The organism is Haematospirillum sp. 15-248 (genome assembly GCF_012102665.1).
Lineage (GTDB): Bacteria > Pseudomonadota > Alphaproteobacteria > Rhodospirillales > Rhodospirillaceae > Haematospirillum.
In genome coordinates this window covers 65,972-81,147 of record NZ_JAAVTF010000006.1, presented here as the reverse complement: position 1 = coordinate 81,147, position 15,176 = coordinate 65,972, and the positions used below count along the sequence as shown (strand labels likewise).

15 protein-coding genes are annotated in these 15,176 nt (G+C 54.9%); 7 read left to right on the top strand and 8 right to left on the bottom strand.

The window, feature by feature from the left end; translation table 11 throughout:
• Position 1: 1 nt before the first annotated feature.
• The 3 genes from HEQ72_RS07040 (at position 2) to HEQ72_RS07030 (ending at position 3,678) form a co-directional block, all read left to right on the top strand.
• On the top strand, positions 2 to 1,603 hold the full coding sequence (locus HEQ72_RS07040; protein WP_168019330.1) for an L-aspartate oxidase: 1,602 nt from the start codon (positions 2 to 4) through the stop codon (positions 1,601 to 1,603).
• On the top strand, positions 1,600 to 2,460 hold the full coding sequence (gene nadC, locus HEQ72_RS07035) for a carboxylating nicotinate-nucleotide diphosphorylase (RefSeq protein WP_168019331.1): 861 nt from the start codon (positions 1,600 to 1,602) through the stop codon (positions 2,458 to 2,460). The genes HEQ72_RS07040 and nadC overlap by 4 nt, the downstream gene beginning before the upstream one ends.
• An 87-nt stretch (positions 2,461 to 2,547) precedes the next feature.
• Positions 2,548 to 3,678, top strand: coding sequence for a hypothetical protein (locus HEQ72_RS07030; protein WP_168019332.1), 1,131 nt, complete (start codon positions 2,548 to 2,550; stop codon positions 3,676 to 3,678).
• Positions 3,679 to 3,713: 35 nt separating this feature from the next.
• On the opposite strand, the gene HEQ72_RS07025 is transcribed toward HEQ72_RS07030, so the two are convergent.
• The 3 genes from HEQ72_RS07025 to HEQ72_RS07015 all read right to left on the bottom strand — a co-directional run bounded on the left by HEQ72_RS07025 (position 3,714) and on the right by HEQ72_RS07015 (position 6,188).
• Positions 3,714 to 4,139, bottom strand: a complete 426-nt coding sequence (locus tag HEQ72_RS07025; RefSeq protein ID WP_168022952.1) for an organic hydroperoxide resistance protein — start codon at positions 4,137 to 4,139, stop codon at positions 3,714 to 3,716.
• Between the two features lie 51 nt (positions 4,140 to 4,190).
• On the bottom strand, positions 4,191 to 5,408 hold the full coding sequence (locus tag HEQ72_RS07020) for an NADP-dependent isocitrate dehydrogenase (RefSeq protein WP_066132465.1): 1,218 nt from the start codon (positions 5,406 to 5,408) through the stop codon (positions 4,191 to 4,193).
• A gap of 177 nt (positions 5,409 to 5,585) precedes the next feature.
• Entirely contained in the window at positions 5,586 to 6,188 is a 603-nt protein-coding gene (locus tag HEQ72_RS07015) for a TIGR00730 family Rossman fold protein (RefSeq protein WP_168022951.1), read from the bottom strand.
• A gap of 247 nt (positions 6,189 to 6,435) precedes the next feature.
• On the opposite strand from HEQ72_RS07015, the gene HEQ72_RS07010 reads away from it, so the two are divergent.
• The gene (locus HEQ72_RS07010) at positions 6,436 to 6,882 is read left to right on the top strand and encodes a c-type cytochrome (protein WP_168019338.1); all 447 of its coding nucleotides are present in this window, start codon (positions 6,436 to 6,438) and stop codon (positions 6,880 to 6,882) included.
• A 78-nt stretch (positions 6,883 to 6,960) separates the two neighbouring features.
• Here the strand turns inward: HEQ72_RS07010 and HEQ72_RS07005 are convergent, their stop codons facing one another.
• A complete protein-coding gene (locus tag HEQ72_RS07005; RefSeq protein ID WP_168022950.1) occupies positions 6,961 to 7,671 on the bottom strand; it encodes a cytochrome b/b6 domain-containing protein in 711 nt (236 codons plus the stop codon).
• A 544-nt stretch (positions 7,672 to 8,215) separates the two neighbouring features.
• Here HEQ72_RS07005 and HEQ72_RS07000 point away from each other — a divergent pair.
• Both HEQ72_RS07000 and HEQ72_RS06995 read left to right on the top strand, forming a co-directional pair.
• The gene (locus HEQ72_RS07000) at positions 8,216 to 8,704 is read left to right on the top strand and encodes an Hsp20 family protein (RefSeq protein WP_168022949.1); all 489 of its coding nucleotides are present in this window, start codon (positions 8,216 to 8,218) and stop codon (positions 8,702 to 8,704) included.
• Between the two features lie 86 nt (positions 8,705 to 8,790).
• Positions 8,791 to 9,753 carry an RNA polymerase factor sigma-32 gene (locus HEQ72_RS06995; RefSeq protein WP_168019344.1) on the top strand — a complete coding sequence of 321 codons (963 nt, stop codon included), beginning with the start codon at positions 8,791 to 8,793 and terminating at the stop codon, positions 9,751 to 9,753.
• A 63-nt stretch (positions 9,754 to 9,816) separates the two neighbouring features.
• Here HEQ72_RS06995 and HEQ72_RS06990 read toward each other — a convergent pair whose 3' ends face one another.
• From HEQ72_RS06990 to HEQ72_RS06975, 4 genes are all read right to left on the bottom strand, one after another.
• The gene (locus tag HEQ72_RS06990) at positions 9,817 to 11,157 is read right to left on the bottom strand and encodes an ATP-binding protein (RefSeq protein ID WP_168022948.1); all 1,341 of its coding nucleotides are present in this window, start codon (positions 11,155 to 11,157) and stop codon (positions 9,817 to 9,819) included.
• A gap of 1 nt (position 11,158) precedes the next feature.
• A complete protein-coding gene (locus tag HEQ72_RS06985; protein ID WP_322099495.1) occupies positions 11,159 to 11,863 on the bottom strand; it encodes a response regulator transcription factor in 705 nt (234 codons plus the stop codon).
• Between the two features lie 4 nt (positions 11,864 to 11,867).
• A complete protein-coding gene (locus HEQ72_RS06980; protein ID WP_168019523.1) occupies positions 11,868 to 12,386 on the bottom strand; it encodes a MarR family winged helix-turn-helix transcriptional regulator in 519 nt (172 codons plus the stop codon).
• Positions 12,387 to 12,477: 91 nt separating this feature from the next.
• Positions 12,478 to 13,749 carry an NAD(P)/FAD-dependent oxidoreductase gene (locus HEQ72_RS06975; RefSeq protein WP_168022947.1) on the bottom strand — a complete coding sequence of 424 codons (1,272 nt, stop codon included), beginning with the start codon at positions 13,747 to 13,749 and terminating at the stop codon, positions 12,478 to 12,480.
• 229 nt (positions 13,750 to 13,978) lie between these two features.
• Between HEQ72_RS06975 and HEQ72_RS06970 the strand changes: the two genes are divergently transcribed.
• Positions 13,979 to 15,112, top strand: a complete 1,134-nt coding sequence (locus tag HEQ72_RS06970) for a polyamine ABC transporter substrate-binding protein (protein WP_245183117.1) — start codon at positions 13,979 to 13,981, stop codon at positions 15,110 to 15,112.
• Positions 15,113 to 15,176: the final 64 nt, after the last annotated feature.

Below are 15,176 nucleotides of genomic sequence, written 5' to 3'. Positions count from 1 at the left end.
CATGAATCAGCCCGTCGTTGTGGTAGGAAGCGGTGCCGCAGGCATGGCAACAGCCTTGGCCTTGGCGCCCCTTCCGGTTGTTCTGGTCACGAAAACCAATGCCATCATCTCAGGCTCAACGCCTTGGGCACAGGGGGGAATGGCGGCTGTCCTGTCTCCGGACGATCATGTACGGGAGCATGCAGCCGATACCATTGCCGCAGGGGCGGGCCTGACAGATTCCAGCATGGCCCATCTGCTGGCAAGGGAAAGTGCATCATACTTCTTGGAGGCGCTGAAGAAGGGGCTGCCCGCCGACCGTAAGAAAGATGGTTCGCTGTGCCTGGGGCGTGAAGCAGCCCATTCCACCAATCGGATTCTTCACATCAATGGCGACCGGTCTGGCCTTGGTCTCGCATCCTGGCTGGTCAAACAGGTGCAGTTTGCAGAGCATATAGCGGTCCTGACATCAACCATAGCTGCACAGCTAACATCAACAGACAGCCGCGTGGATGGTATCTGGCTGTACAGCGACACGATGGGATGGTTCCATCAACCGGCCCGGGCTGTTGTTCTGGCAACGGGCGGCTGGGGGCAGCTATGGCCCGGCACGACCAACCCGGTGGAAAATACGGGTGATGGTCTGGCAATAGCCGCTCAGGCCGGGGCCATGATCGCAGACATGGAGTTCATGCAGTTCCATCCAACAGCTCTTTCCGTTCCGTCCCGTACCATACACGGCTTCTCCCGCCTTCCCCTGCTGACAGAGGCACTGCGCGGGGCTGGCGCCATTTTGCTGAACGAACACGGACACCGCTTTGTCGATGAACTAGCCCCGCGCGACATCGTTGCCCACGCCATAGAAGCCGAACGCCTGCGCGGACAAACTGTCTTTCTGGATTTACGCCCTGCCCTGTCCAAGAAAGATGGCAACACGTTTCCTCAGGTGATTGAAATCTGTCAGTCACATGGGCTGGACCCCAGACGAACACCAATTCCCGTAGAACCCGCCGCGCACTACGCCATGGGGGGTATCGTAACAGACAGTCACGGACGAACCAGCTGCCAAGGGCTTTGGGCTGTCGGAGAGGTTGCGTGTACGGGCATCCACGGTGCCAATCGCCTGGCTTCGAACTCCCTGCCCGAGGCTCTGGTTTTTGGACAAAGGGCAGCTACAGATATTCAATCCACACCTTCTGTTGGTAAAAAATACAAAGTGGAGCAGAGGGACAAGCCACCTTTCAACACCCTGCCCGATCCTGGCGGCCTTGGAACCTTGCGCCTTCTGGCTGGTCAGGCACTGGGGATCAGTCGCAACGCGGAAGGAATGGGACGCATGCTTGCCTTCCTGGATGAACGAACAGCAAAAGCCCCAAACGGGATGCACCCAAGGGCGGCACTGGAAACACATTCCCTTCTGATGACAGCCCGCCTTGTCTGTACTGCGGCACTGGAACGCAAGGAAAGCCGGGGCGCACATATGCGCACAGATTTCCCCCATTGTGACCCTGCCCTCGCACACCGTCACAAGCAAATCCTGACACCCGCTACACTAACGCACCATGGCACAGGGGCCATGCCTCCTGCCTTGCCTCATGCTGTGCCGGAGCCTTTCTTGCCATGAGCACACCCCACCCCCTTCTGCTTGACCCAATCCTTCAACAAGCCCTGCGCGAAGACATGGGACGGGCCGGTGACATCACCACCGATGCCATTGCGCCACCACATCTGACCATGCAGGCTGAATTCCGGTTCCGTGAAGGAGGGCGCCTGTGCGGTCTTGCTGCAGCAGAACGGACCATGATGCTGGTGGACCCATCCTTGACCTTCCAAAGCCTGGCAAAAGACGGGGATGACGTTGAAGCCGGAACGGTTGTTGCTGCGGTTACAGGCTCAGCGCGCTCCATCCTGACTGGCGAGAGGGTCGCCCTTAACCTTCTGGCCCGCCTTTCGTCCATTGCCACGGTAACACGGCTCTGTGTCCAGAAAGCCCAACCGCACAGGGCACAGATTGCCGATACCCGCAAAACAACACCAGGGCTTCGTATTCTGGAGAAATGTGCCGTCCGGACCGGTGGTGGAATTAATCACCGCTTTGGCCTCGATGACGCCGTCATGATCAAGGACAATCACATTGCAGTGGCCGGCTCTGTCGATGAAGCCATCCGGCGTGTCCGCAAGCATGTCGGTCATATGGTGAAAATAGAAATCGAGGTCGATACCCTGGATCAGCTGGACCACATCCTGTCTCTTCCACCTTCACTGTCTGTTGACGTCGTCTTGCTTGACAACATGACAGCAGATACCCTGGGCCGGGCAGTAGCCATGGTAAACCGCCGCCTTGTTGTAGAGGCCAGCGGCGGTATAACCCCCAATACCATTGCAGACGTTGCCGCCACGGGCGTAGATGTCATATCTCTTGGCTTCCTTACGCACAGCGTACGCCAACTTGATATCGGCTTGGACGTGGCGCCCGTGTAAACAAACACACCTATATGGGGACGACTCCCCATAAGCATCAACCCCTGTTATCATAATGGCATCACTGTGCCTGATGGGGGTGAGCACATGAAACGGGGACAAAGCCTATGGCCTGCTGTTATGGCATGGATTGGCATTACCGCTGCATATTCCGGATCTTGGGCAGGCAGCGCCCCCCCCTCCATCAATCTTCCTGCACTGGGACTTGAGGCCGACAGCGTCACCGTTTCCGGCCTGAGTTCCGGCGCATTTATGGCTGTGCAGATGCAGGTAGCACACTCGGCATCGATCAAGGGGGCCGCTGTTTTTGGTGGAGGGCCTTTCGGGTGTGCCCGTGGCGACGGCACGATGGCGACACTGACAGAAGCCGCGGCTCATTGCCAAAATGTTGTTGGCATGCCGTGGAATCCTATCAGCAGCTTTATGGGGCCTCCCGATACGCTGGCCTTGATGAACGGGGCACAAAAACTTGAAGAGCAGAACAAAATTGATGCGCTGTCAAACATCAGAAATCATCGTGTTTTCCTGTTCTCAGGAATCAATGACACCCTGATTCCCCAAGCTGTTATGCAGGCACTGGGAAACTGGTACGGAAAACTGATGCCTGCTTCTCAGATAGAAACGCTCTTTGATGTGAACGCCGGCCACGGAATGTTAAGCTTGCAAGGCTCTGTCCCGTGCCCGGTGACACGCCTGCCTTATATCAACGACTGTCATATGGATGGTGCAGGCCGGGCTCTATCCTTTCTGATGGACGAGACGCTACAGCCTGCCGACAAAGATCGGGGGACATTATTTGCTTTCTCGCAACGCCCGTTTGTCCCCAATACACCAACGCGGGATGGCATGCACGAAACCGGCCATGTCTTTATTCCTGATGACTGCACAGCAGGGGAAACCTGCCGGCTGCACGTGGCTTTCCACGGATGCCAGCAGAACCAGTTTTTTATAGGAAATCGCTTTTTCACAGAAACAGGCTACAATCAGTGGGCAGCCAGCAACCGGATTGTTGTGCTGTACCCCCAAGTCAGCGCAGCCCCTCTCTATAACCCGGCAGGATGCTGGGACTGGTGGGGCTACACCAACCAAGACTACTTGAACCGCGACGGTATCCAAATACGATCCGTCCGGGCCATGATCAACCAGCTAACATCACTGCCCATGGAAAGCAGAAAGAAACCCGCGCAGAATACAACCGGGCAACTCGCCTCCCGCTGATCCAAAGCACCGGCACCATCAGGACTCCTGAGGCACTAGGCAAGGGTCAACCGAACATCAATATTCCCACGGGTGGCATTGGAATACGGGCAAACCTTGTGAGCCTTGTCGATCAAGCCCTGCGCCGCTGCACGACCCATACCCGGCAAGGAAATTTTCAGCTCGACTTCTATCCCAAAGCCGTCCGGAATCGGACCGATGCCAACAGCCCCCTCTATACTGGCATCTGCTGGCATCGCTATGCCGTCGCGGTTCGAAACAAACTTCATGGCCCCAAGAAAACAGGCGCTATACCCGGCGGCAAACAGCTGTTCGGGGTTTGCTCCCTCGCCACCGGGGCCATTCAGCTCCTTGGGACTGGTCAGCTTAAGCTCAAGACCAGCTTCCGGGATCGAGGCATGACCATTGCGACCGCCCGTCGCCTTGGCATGGGCACGGTAAAGAACCTGCGGAATAGACATGAAACATGCTCCGTAGTGAACCCAAGCGAACAGACCATCAGGCCGCCCTGGTCAGCTTCCCATCTTGCGACGCAAACGACCGTCCAGTTCTTCCAGAAATTGGGTTGTCGTCATCCATGGCTGATTCGGACCGATCAGGATGGCCAAGTCCTTGGTCATCTTTCCATCCTCAACCGCCTCCACACACACGGTCTCAAGAGCTTCCGCAAATTTGATCACCTGTGGCGTATTGTCAAACTCACCACGGAATTTCAGGCCACGAGTCCATGCAAAAATCGAGGCTATGGGATTTGTCGACGTTTCTTTCCCCTGCTGATGCAGACGATAGTGACGCGTCACAGTGCCGTGGGCGGCCTCGGCTTCGATTGTTTTACCATCGGGGCTAAGAAGAACGGACGTCATTAAGCCAAGCGACCCGAAACCCTGAGCCACAGTATCAGACTGCACATCACCATCGTAATTCTTGCAGGCCCAAACAAAACCACCGGACCACTTCATGGCGCAGGCAACCATGTCATCGATCAAACGATGCTCGTACGTTATGCCCCGCGCCTTGAACTCAGAGGCAAACTCACGATCGAAAACCTCCTGGAAGAGATCCTTGAAGCGCCCGTCATACGCCTTGAGAATAGTATTCTTGGTGGACAGATAAACCGGCCAGCTCCGCATCAGTCCATAGTTAAAACAGGACCGGGCGAAGCCACGCACAGATTCATCCAGATTATACATGCCCATGGCTACCCCGGCCTCGGGGAACTTGAAAACCTCATACTGGACAGGCTCACCACCACCATCCGGCGTAAACGTCATGGTCAGGGTGCCCTTGCCCGGAACCCTGAAATCGGTGGCGCGATATTGGTCACCAAAAGCATGGCGACCAATGACGATTGGCTTGGTCCAGCCGGGGACATAACGGGGAACGTTACGGCAGATAATCGGCTCGCGGAATACGGTTCCATCCAGAATATTGCGGATTGTCCCGTTCGGGGATTTCCACATCTTCTTCAGGCTGAATTCCTGAACCCGCTGCTCATCCGGCGTGATGGTCGCACACTTGACACCAACCCCGTACTGCTTGATCGCATTCGCAGAATCAACCGTAATCTGATCAGCAGTCTCATCACGCTTCTGGATGCTGAGGTCATAATACTTCAGGTCAATATCCAGATACGGAAGGATCAGCTTGTCCTTGATAAACTTCCATATGATGCGGGTCATCTCGTCGCCGTCGAGTTCGACGATCGGCTTGGCGACCTTGATCTTGCTCATGTTCGGACCCTTTTACGGTTTGAGGATGACCACACGCCCGGGATGGAGGGATCGGCCCGGTCCGGCCCACCTGAGGAAATCAGACGGATGCACGAACCTTAAGCGCAACAGCACCTGTCACGCAAGAGCCGAACCCATATTATCTACTGACTTGAAAAACAAAGAAGACACGCGACATCAAAACAACCCGACCCTTTCATGCACACGGCTGGCCAGATCAAGATTATTACGTGCCGCCGGCAGAACATCATCAACGTCGCTGACAACCGAATACAGCTCAAGGCCCTCGGGCCGCACGAATCCCTCGGCCGCCATGGATTCATTGAACCGCAGGAACGGAGTCCAGTACCCCCCGATATCCGCAATAACAACCGGGCGATCATGGAGCTTGAGCTGCTTCCACGTCAGGATCTCGAATGTCTCGTCCATGGTCCCGAAACCACCGGGAAGAACAGCAAAGGCATCGGAACGCTCGAACATCATGCGCTTGCGTGTGTGCATGTCCGGTACAACAATCAATTCGGTCAGACCTTCCATTGCCACCTCGGCACTGGCAAGATGCTGCGGAATAATACCGGTCACCTTCCCACCGGCCTCCAGACATGCCTTGGCGACAGTTCCCATCAAGCCAACGGCACCACCGCCATAAACCAGGCGAATTCCGTTCTCCCCAAGAAGAGTTCCCAAACGACTTGCGGCATCAGCATAGCGTGGGCTGGAACCGAAAGAGGATCCACAAAAAACACACAGAGCATGTAAGGATGACTGCAATAAAGACATGTCAGGATTCCCGATTGTTAGACATCAAATCAAATGTTCGACGCACGGATTATGTTCAGAATACTTTCAATCTATCAAGAAACATGACAACAAATCATGTCCATCAAAACAATTAACATAACAGAACATCTTTATGGACGATTTTTTTTCGATACTTTACAATAAATATTAGTAAAATTCCGCCATATTTGTCAGTAAAGTTTCGTTATTCACATTCCTGGACAACATCATACGAAGGAATCATCTCATGCATGCGATCAAATCCATGGCCTTGGTCACGTCCTGCCTGCTGGCGCTTCCGATCTGCGCACAGGCCGGCGAAAAAGAAACCATCAAATACCGTGAGAACAATATGGAGATCATAGGTTCTCACATGAACTCAATCGTGGCCATCATCAAGGAACAAGTTCCGCATAAAGAGCATTTAGCAACACACGCAAGCGGCCTGTCGGCAGCAGCTAAAATGAGCAGCGCCGCCTTCAAGGAAAAAACCAGCGGCGGAGATACGACAGCCAAGGACACAATCTGGTCTGACAGTGCAAAATTTGATGAAGCCATGCAAATGATGCTGACCAGCACAGCCAAACTGGAAACAGCCGCCGCATCCGGGGATATGTCTGCTGTGCAGGCCGCCGTCGGGGATGTCGGCAAGAGCTGCAAGAACTGTCACGATACGTTCAGAAACAAGAAGTAGATCGCCTTACGGTCACGTGGGAAGCAACTGCTCCTTCCCACGTGATACAACACATGCACAGACCTGCCTTGGCTCACATCACAACTTCAGAATGACACCCCATACAATGAAACACGAAAAAGCAAAAAGAGCTGCTGCCCAAACCGGCCCGACAAAAGCTGGCAGCGGGGAATCGGCAGGGATATCAGCAGAATGTTTCCGGCCCGTTATCATCGGCGTTACCAGATCTTCCCCCCGTATCCGGTAATACAGCGCTGCACTGATGTGTAGCGACACGCACAACAGCAAAAGACCGAACGAAGCCTCGTGAAGCTCCGTCATCAAATCGCTGACGTCCTTGCCAACCAGATGCGCCAAGGGACCTTCGGAGAATATATCATCATTGGAAAAAAGCCCTGTTCCAACCTGCAGGAAGAGCACACCCAACAGAGCCAAAACCATAAGGGCACCGGCGGGATTATGGCCAACATGCCGCGGCAATTCACCACGAAGGAGTGCACGCAGGTAATCGAGAACGTCAGATGGGCCACGCACAAAGTGAATGAAACGAGCCGTTGATGACCCCACAACACCCCACAACACCCTGAAAATCAGCAAGGCCAGCACAATACTTCCCAAGGTCATGTGCAAATCCATATTTCCAACCAGCATCCCTGTAAATGGCATGCTGAAATCAAGGCCGCCAATCTCGCCCGTCAAGAACAGTATCAGAACACATGTGACCAGAGACCAGTGAAAAAGCCTTACCGGCAAATCCCAGACCTCTACTCCTTTGTCATCACCGCTCATCAATAACCTCCTCTACATACTTCAATGCTTTGTAAAAAGGCTATAATACTATTCCCGTAGAGAGATGCGCTCCCCTTGACACATAACAGTGTACCCCCCATAATTCGTTCGCGCAAATGCTGCAAAACAACGCAGGTTTGCGCCTGCACTGTAGCATGACACGCCGCAAAGCGGGTGCTGTGCGCTTGGTGCCAGATGAAACCCGGGCTGGAAAATCTTCCTTTTCAAAAGGTTGACCCGCACGGGTGGTACGACGTGTGGTGGCCATAATGGCACCTTTGTTCATGTCGGAGTTCCTGCCTTGGTCCATTGATGGGAAATCACGGATTAAGGACATGAAAAGCGGCAATTTTTTGGCTTTCCATATGCCAAAGATGCGCCGATGCGGGTCTGACAATGCTGCTCTGCAGTTACGGGCAGGGAGCCTGCGCACTCCACCACACGTTCATGAGTTACCGGGTTCGTATCGCAAGAATCGGACCTGGAGTCGGTGCTGCTTGGTCTACAGGACGGGCAGCGTAACATCGCTCGAAGGAGGATGGACATGAATGCGTTTGATTTTTCTCCCCTGTTCCGCTCTGGCGTAGGATTTGACCGTCTTGCGCGTCTGGCGGAAGCCACGTTGCGGCATTCGGGAGAACAGGCCACAAGCTGGCCACCATACAACATTGAAAAGACAGGCGAAGATTCGTACGCTATCACGCTGGCCGTTGCCGGCTTCCCTGAGAACGACCTGGACGTTGAAGTGCACGATGACCTGCTGGTTGTCCGTGGCAATCGGTCTCCCTTGGCCGGTGATACTGATGCCACCCCGAATGACGGGGACCAAGGTGAGCGTCGCTATTTGCATCGCGGTATAGCGTTCCGCGGCTTTGTGCGCCACTTCCAGCTGGCAGACCATATGACGGTTACAGGTGCCCATCTGGAAAACGGGCTGTTGACCATCACACTGGTTCGCGAGGTCCCTGAGGCATCGAAACCAAGGCATATTGCCATCGCGACAGCAGCAAAAACATTGCCCAGCGCCGCTTGATGCCGTCTTGTACCGGGGCAGGCGCCATGATCCTGCCCCGGTCATGAGGGATAATTGCATCGCCACACAGCAGGGAGATGATCATCATGACAACACAGGCACTCTCGCCCCCCCGCTCGTCGTTGCTGATAGAGGAAAGCCTGGCTCTCTACTTGGCCGAAATACGGAAGTTCCCTCTTCTTTCTGTGGAAGAAGAGCATGGACTGGCACGTGACTTTACCCTGACAGGCAACCAGAAAAGCTTGCATCGTCTGGTTACAAGCCACCTGAGACTGGTCGTCAAGGTAGCCATGCAGTACAAACGCTATGGATTGCCCATGGCAGACCTTATTGCCGAAGGTAACCTTGGCCTGATACGAGCCATACAAAAGTTTCAGCCGGACAAGGGATTCCGCCTCTCCACCTACGCCGTGTGGTGGATACGGGCTGCCGTCAACGAGTACGTCCTGAACTCTTGGTCTCTTGTCAAAATCGGAACGGCCTCGACCAGAAAGCGGCTTTTCTACAATCTGAGACGAATGAAAGCCAAGCTTGGCATTTATGGAGACAAACCGCTCCGGGATGAACAGGCCGAGGAGATTGCCCGCACCCTGGATGTCAGCGCAGATGATGTGCTGGCTATGGATGCCCGCCTGAACCGACGGGACGGATCGCTGAACGCGATGGCAGGAGCCGAAAGTGATACAGAGCGTCTCGAGCTTTTGGTCGATGAACGGCCAGATCAGGAGTCTGTGCTGCAGACAACCGAGGAACGTGACCGTTCGCACCACCTTGTACACACGGCGCTCGGTACACTGAACGAACGCGAGAAGGATATCCTGACACGTCGCAAACTGACGGATGATCCGGCCACTCTTGAAAGCTTGGGCGAAGACTATGGCCTGTCACGGGAACGCATACGCCAGATTGAAGCACGCGCGCTACAGAAGCTGGAAACCCGTATCCGCGAGCTGATTGCAACAGAACATCGAAACATCCGACAGGCCCTGCAACGCTGGAAGAGTCCAATACTGGCAAACTCAAAAATGGGGGGAGTATGCCCCGCCTGAGACAGATGGTTCCTGATGGAAAGGGCTACATGAAGAGGAGATCCTGCCAGAGAAGGTATAGATTTAGCGTGGAAGATGAATAACGGCCCGCAGTCCACCGAGGGTGCTGTCATCCAGCAAAACCTCACCCCCGTGGGCGTGGGCCATCTCACGCGCAATGCTCAACCCCAAGCCGACACCGCCGGTCTGGGTGTTGCGTGACGGGTCCCCCCGCCAGAAAGGCTTGAACACATCCTCTCTGACAGAAAGTGGTATACTAGGGCCATCATCTTCAACGACCAGGTTGATCCACTCTTCCCCCACTTCAAGCCCCAAACGCACACGTGTCCCATAACGGGCTGCATTAGACAGCAGGTTTCCCAGTGCACGCTCCAGCCCTTGGACCCTTGCTGTCAGAAGAACGGGTGTATCGGGCAAAGCAACAAGTTCAATATTCACCCCATGGCGACGAAACCGACCGGCCATTCTGTCAACCAAGTCCGAGAGGTCGGTCTCGACGGCTGTTTCTGTCCCCTCTCCACGGGCAAAATCCAGATATCCGTCCAGCATCCTTTCCATTTCGGCAATATCATCCTTGAGATCAGACGTTTCCGCATTGTCCCCCATCATCGCCAATTGAAGCCGCATCCGCGTCAATGGCGTACGCAGATCATGGGAAACGCCTGCCAACATCTCTGTACGCTGATCGATTTGCCTGCGAATTCTGGCCCGCATCTGATTGAAGGCGATGCCAGCCTGCCGGACTTCCCGTGCTCCTTCCGGTTTGATCGGTGGAAGATCACGTCCCTTGCCAAAACCTTCCGCACTGGCTGCAAGACGACGGATGGAGCGCACCTGATTGGAAGTAAAGAGGATCGCAATACCCAGAAGAATCAAAGAGGTACCAACCATCCAGAGCAGAAAGATATACGTTGTCGATGTGAAAAGCCGTTTGCGTGGTGCCACTACGTGCAACACACCATCGGACAGCTGAACGGCGATAACGATATCTCCGGAAAAGAAACTGGCCTCGATCAGGACTGGGCGTTGCAAGCTCTCGCGCAGGCTGGCAGCCAGAACATCAGCTGCTTGCTCTCCCGCACTGGGGGGCGGAAGGTTCGGAAGAATTTCACCGGGAGCAAAAACGCTGTCCAAGTGCATCCGGCTACGGGCCAAATCAAGAATCCAGCCCTGCTGTCCCTCATCCGGAAAACGGGCGAGAAGCTCGACGATAACGGCAACGTCGCCGGCAATACCCAATGCCAGCCGCCGCAAGACCGTATCCCAGTGACGGTCAAAAAAGACCTGCGCCGTTACAGCCTGCAACACAACAAGAGGAACGGCAAGAATCAGCAGAAAACGACCCAGAAGCCCTCTTGGAACAAGGCTGCGCAGAGCACGCGGCGTACCTGTTACAAGACGCATCTCAGTCCGGCCTCAAACAATAACCAATGCCACGCACCGTCTGCAGATAAAGGGGCTGGCGTGGATCAACCTCTATCTTGCGTCGCAGGCGGGTGACCTGCACATCAACAGCCCGAACACCCCCCTCAATACCAAGGGCATCGGCCAGATCCTCCCGCGACAAAGGTTCCCCGCTGCGCAGGGTCAGGGCCACCAACAAATCCGCTTCTGCCGTTGTCAAATGCACCCGGTCCCCACTGCACACAAGTTCCCGACGCTGAAGATCAAAAGAACACTGCCCCATACGGATATGGCGAACAGTAGACTGAACATCAACGGGCCTTGGCCGCCGCCGGCGCAGAATAGCCTGGATGCGCAGCAAAAGCTCCCGCGGATCAAAAGGCTTGCCAAGATAATCATCAGCCCCGGTCTCAAGGCCGGAAACCCGATCTTCCTGCTCTCCCCTGGCGGTCAGCATCAGAACGGGAACATCAGACTGTTGACGAATTGCACGGGTCAGACTGTAACCATCTTCACCGGGCATCATGATATCGACGATCAGCAAATCGAATTCTACGGCAGACATTTGCATTCTGGCCTCGGCCGCATCGGGAGCAACAGAGACCATATATCCCGCCTGCCCCAGAAAACGACGCAGAAGATCACGCAAACGCGTATCGTCATCCACAACCAGAATATGAGCCGGCGCGTCGACTGGATCATTCACGGCATCAGGTCCGGTCCAGATCAGGTACCTTGGCACCACCGGGCACAGAAAGCTTTGCACGGTCTGTTTCACGCAGGATCATGCCCGAGAGGACATGCCGGAAGCCGTCAACAGCCTCCCCCCCCGCATCACGGTAAGAACGCGCCAGAATACTTTTCTGGCTCTCAAAAAGCTGGCGTTCCAAGGCATAGCCCTTCTCGGTCAGATCCAGAAGGCGCTGTCGCCGGTCTTTGGTGCCCGGATTCTGGATAATGTAGCCATCACGCACCAGCTCCCCCAGAACACGCGAAAGACTTTGCTTGGTAATTTTCAGGATCGAGAGCAGATCAGATACGCTAAGCCCGGGATGACGCCCGACAAAATAGATCATCCGGTGATGCGCACGACCAAGGCCAAGCTTGCGTAGCACAAGATCAGCTTCGGCTGTAAAATCACGATAGGCAAAGAACAGAAGCTCCATACCGCGCCGCAGCTCCTCCTCGCGGAGAAAAAGCTGGTTCACACCCGCCTTGAGATCAGTCATGAGGAACTCACCGTCATCCTTCACCTTACCTTGGAATACCTGTAAAACAGCCACGCTGCAACTCCGGCCCTTGTTAACCTGTTCCAGACCGCTACAAGACATCACACAAACGACGCCACATCATTGCCAGAACCAGCAACGGCGTGCGCATCCAGCGGCCCCCGGGGAAGGCATGGTGTGGTATACGGGTGAAGACATCAAACCGGCCGGCTTGGCCATCAATCACTTCGGCCATCAACTTGCCGGCCAATCCGGTCAAGGCAATGCCATGACCGGAGAAACCATGAGCAAACAAGACATTTGGTGACAGACGTCCGAAGTGAGGCATACGGTTCATGGTAATGGCAACCAATCCACCCCATGCGTAATCAATACGCACATCGGCCAGCTGCGGGAAACAATCCACCATGCTTTTTCGCATAGCCTCCGACACACTGGGGGGATCCAGGCGCGAGTAACTGACGCGCCCACCGTAGAGCAAACGATGATCACGTGAGCAGCGGAAATAGTTCAGGACAAAGCGACAGTCGGCCACCGCTTCGTTACCGGGAACAAGCGCACGGGCACGCGCCTCCCCCAAAGGCTCCGTCGCCGCAATATAGGTGCCAACCGGCATAATCGTGCGGGCAAGGGTAGGCTCGCTTCCCCACAGATAGGCATTGCCGCAGAACAAAACAAAGCGTGCATAAACCTGCCCATGAGGGGTCCGGACAACAGCAGGATCGCCATCCTGCCAGGACACCATCGGGGTTTGCTCACAAAAAACAGCCCCGGCACGCTCGGCTGCAGATGCAAGTCCAAGGGTATAGTTCAATGGATGCAAGTGCCCGCCACTAGGATCATAGAGAGCGCATGTATAACGAGGGCTTGCAACACGGGTCTGGGTTTGCGCGTGGTCCCACAGCTCCAGCTCCTTGCGCCCGCCGTCTTCCCACTCCCGGCAAAGCGCATGCAAGGCAGAGGCATGCCGGCTCTTCTCCCCGACCATCACGTGACCATTCACAAAGTCACAATCGATGGCATGCTCTGCAACAAGCGAACGGGTCAGTGAGAGGGACTCTTCACACAAATCCCACAAATGGCGGGCATCATCCCTGCCAACCAGCCGGGTAATCCTGTCCTGCCCAAGATTATAGCCCGCAATCATCTGCCCGCCGGAACGCCCGGATGCACCACATCCGATCCGTCCAGCTTCCAGGACCAGAACACGATAGCCGCGTTGCGCCAAGTGCAAGGCGGCAGAGCACCCTGTAATACCTGCACCAACAATACAGACATCAACATGACAGTTTTCTGACAATGCAGGACGCGGGGCAGCCTCGTGGGCGGAGGCAGCATACCACGACATAGAGAAATTCTGCATGTTGTCTCCCGGTTCTGTCCGTCCACATCAGCAAGATGTAACTTGAATGAATTCAGCAAGAATATCAACTTGCACAGCATCCAAAAGGTTGCGACATTTCATCCGCGTACGCGCCATGCTGTAAAATCGGGCACACCGGCGTCCACACAATGTCGGTCCTGCTTGGCTGTGTCCTGTTGCATGGCATGCAAAACACTTCCCGGTCCCGTTTGATGTGCGGGAACCGGCCATGATCTGGGAGGAATTATCGATGTCCAGGTTCCGGATTGCGCTCTCCGGCCTTCTTGCCCCCGCGCTTGCCCTGATGACGGTTGTCACACCGGTGAAGGCCGAGGAAGAGAAGAAGCTGAACCTGTTTATCTGGTCGGATTATCTGGGTGAAGATACGATCCAGAGCTTTGAGAAAGAAACAGGAATCAAGGTGACCGTGGATGTCTACGATTCCAATGAAATGCTTGAAGCCAAGCTTCTGGCCGGCAAGTCCGGCTATGACCTTGCTGTCCCTACCGGCGCATTCTTCCAGCGCCAGATCAAGGCCGGCGTGTACCAGCCCCTGAAACAGGACCTGATCCCCAACTTGGGCAACCTGGACCAAAAACTGATGAAGGATGCCCAGGAGTTCGATGCACATAACACCCACGGCATCATCTACATGTGGGGCACCAACGGCATGGCCTATAACCCGGCCAAGGTCGCCGAAGTCGCCGGCCCGGATGCGCCGGTGGATTCATGGGCGCTTATGTTTGATCCTGTCTGGGCCGAAAAAGTGTCAAAATGCGGCTTGTATATGATGGACAGCCCGTCCGAGGTTTTTCCTTCTGCACTGAAGTATCTTGGACTTGATCCAAATTCTTCAGACCCAAAGGATATCGAGAAAGCTGAAGCACTGCTCATGAAAGTTCGCCCTTTCGTGACCAAGTTTCATTCTTCGGAGTCCATCAATGCCCTTGCCAACGGCGACATCTGCGTGGCAATGGGCTTCTCGGGCGACATGTTCCAGGCCATCAACCGTGCTGAAGAAGCAGGCAAAGGCGTAAAGGTCACATACGTCATTCCCAAGGAAGGCAGCGAAATCTGGTTTGACTTCATGGGTGTTCTGAAGGATGCCCCACATCCGGACAATGCCATGAAGTTTATCAATCATATCCTGAAGCCGGAGATTACGGCCGGAATATCGAACAGCGTGTTTTATGCCAATGCAAACACCAAATCTTTTGACCTGATTCATGATGCCATTCGCCACGACCCAGGGGTTTATCCTCCGGAGTCCGTCATGAAGCATCTGTTTGTCAAAAAGGTTCCGGATCAAAAAGCTGAACGGGTCTTCACCCGGATCTGGAATCGGATCAAGACAGGAATATAAGAAATATTTGGTCTCCGCCTGCCCCCAATCGTGGCCGGGCAGGCGGTTCGCCCTTTACGGCAGG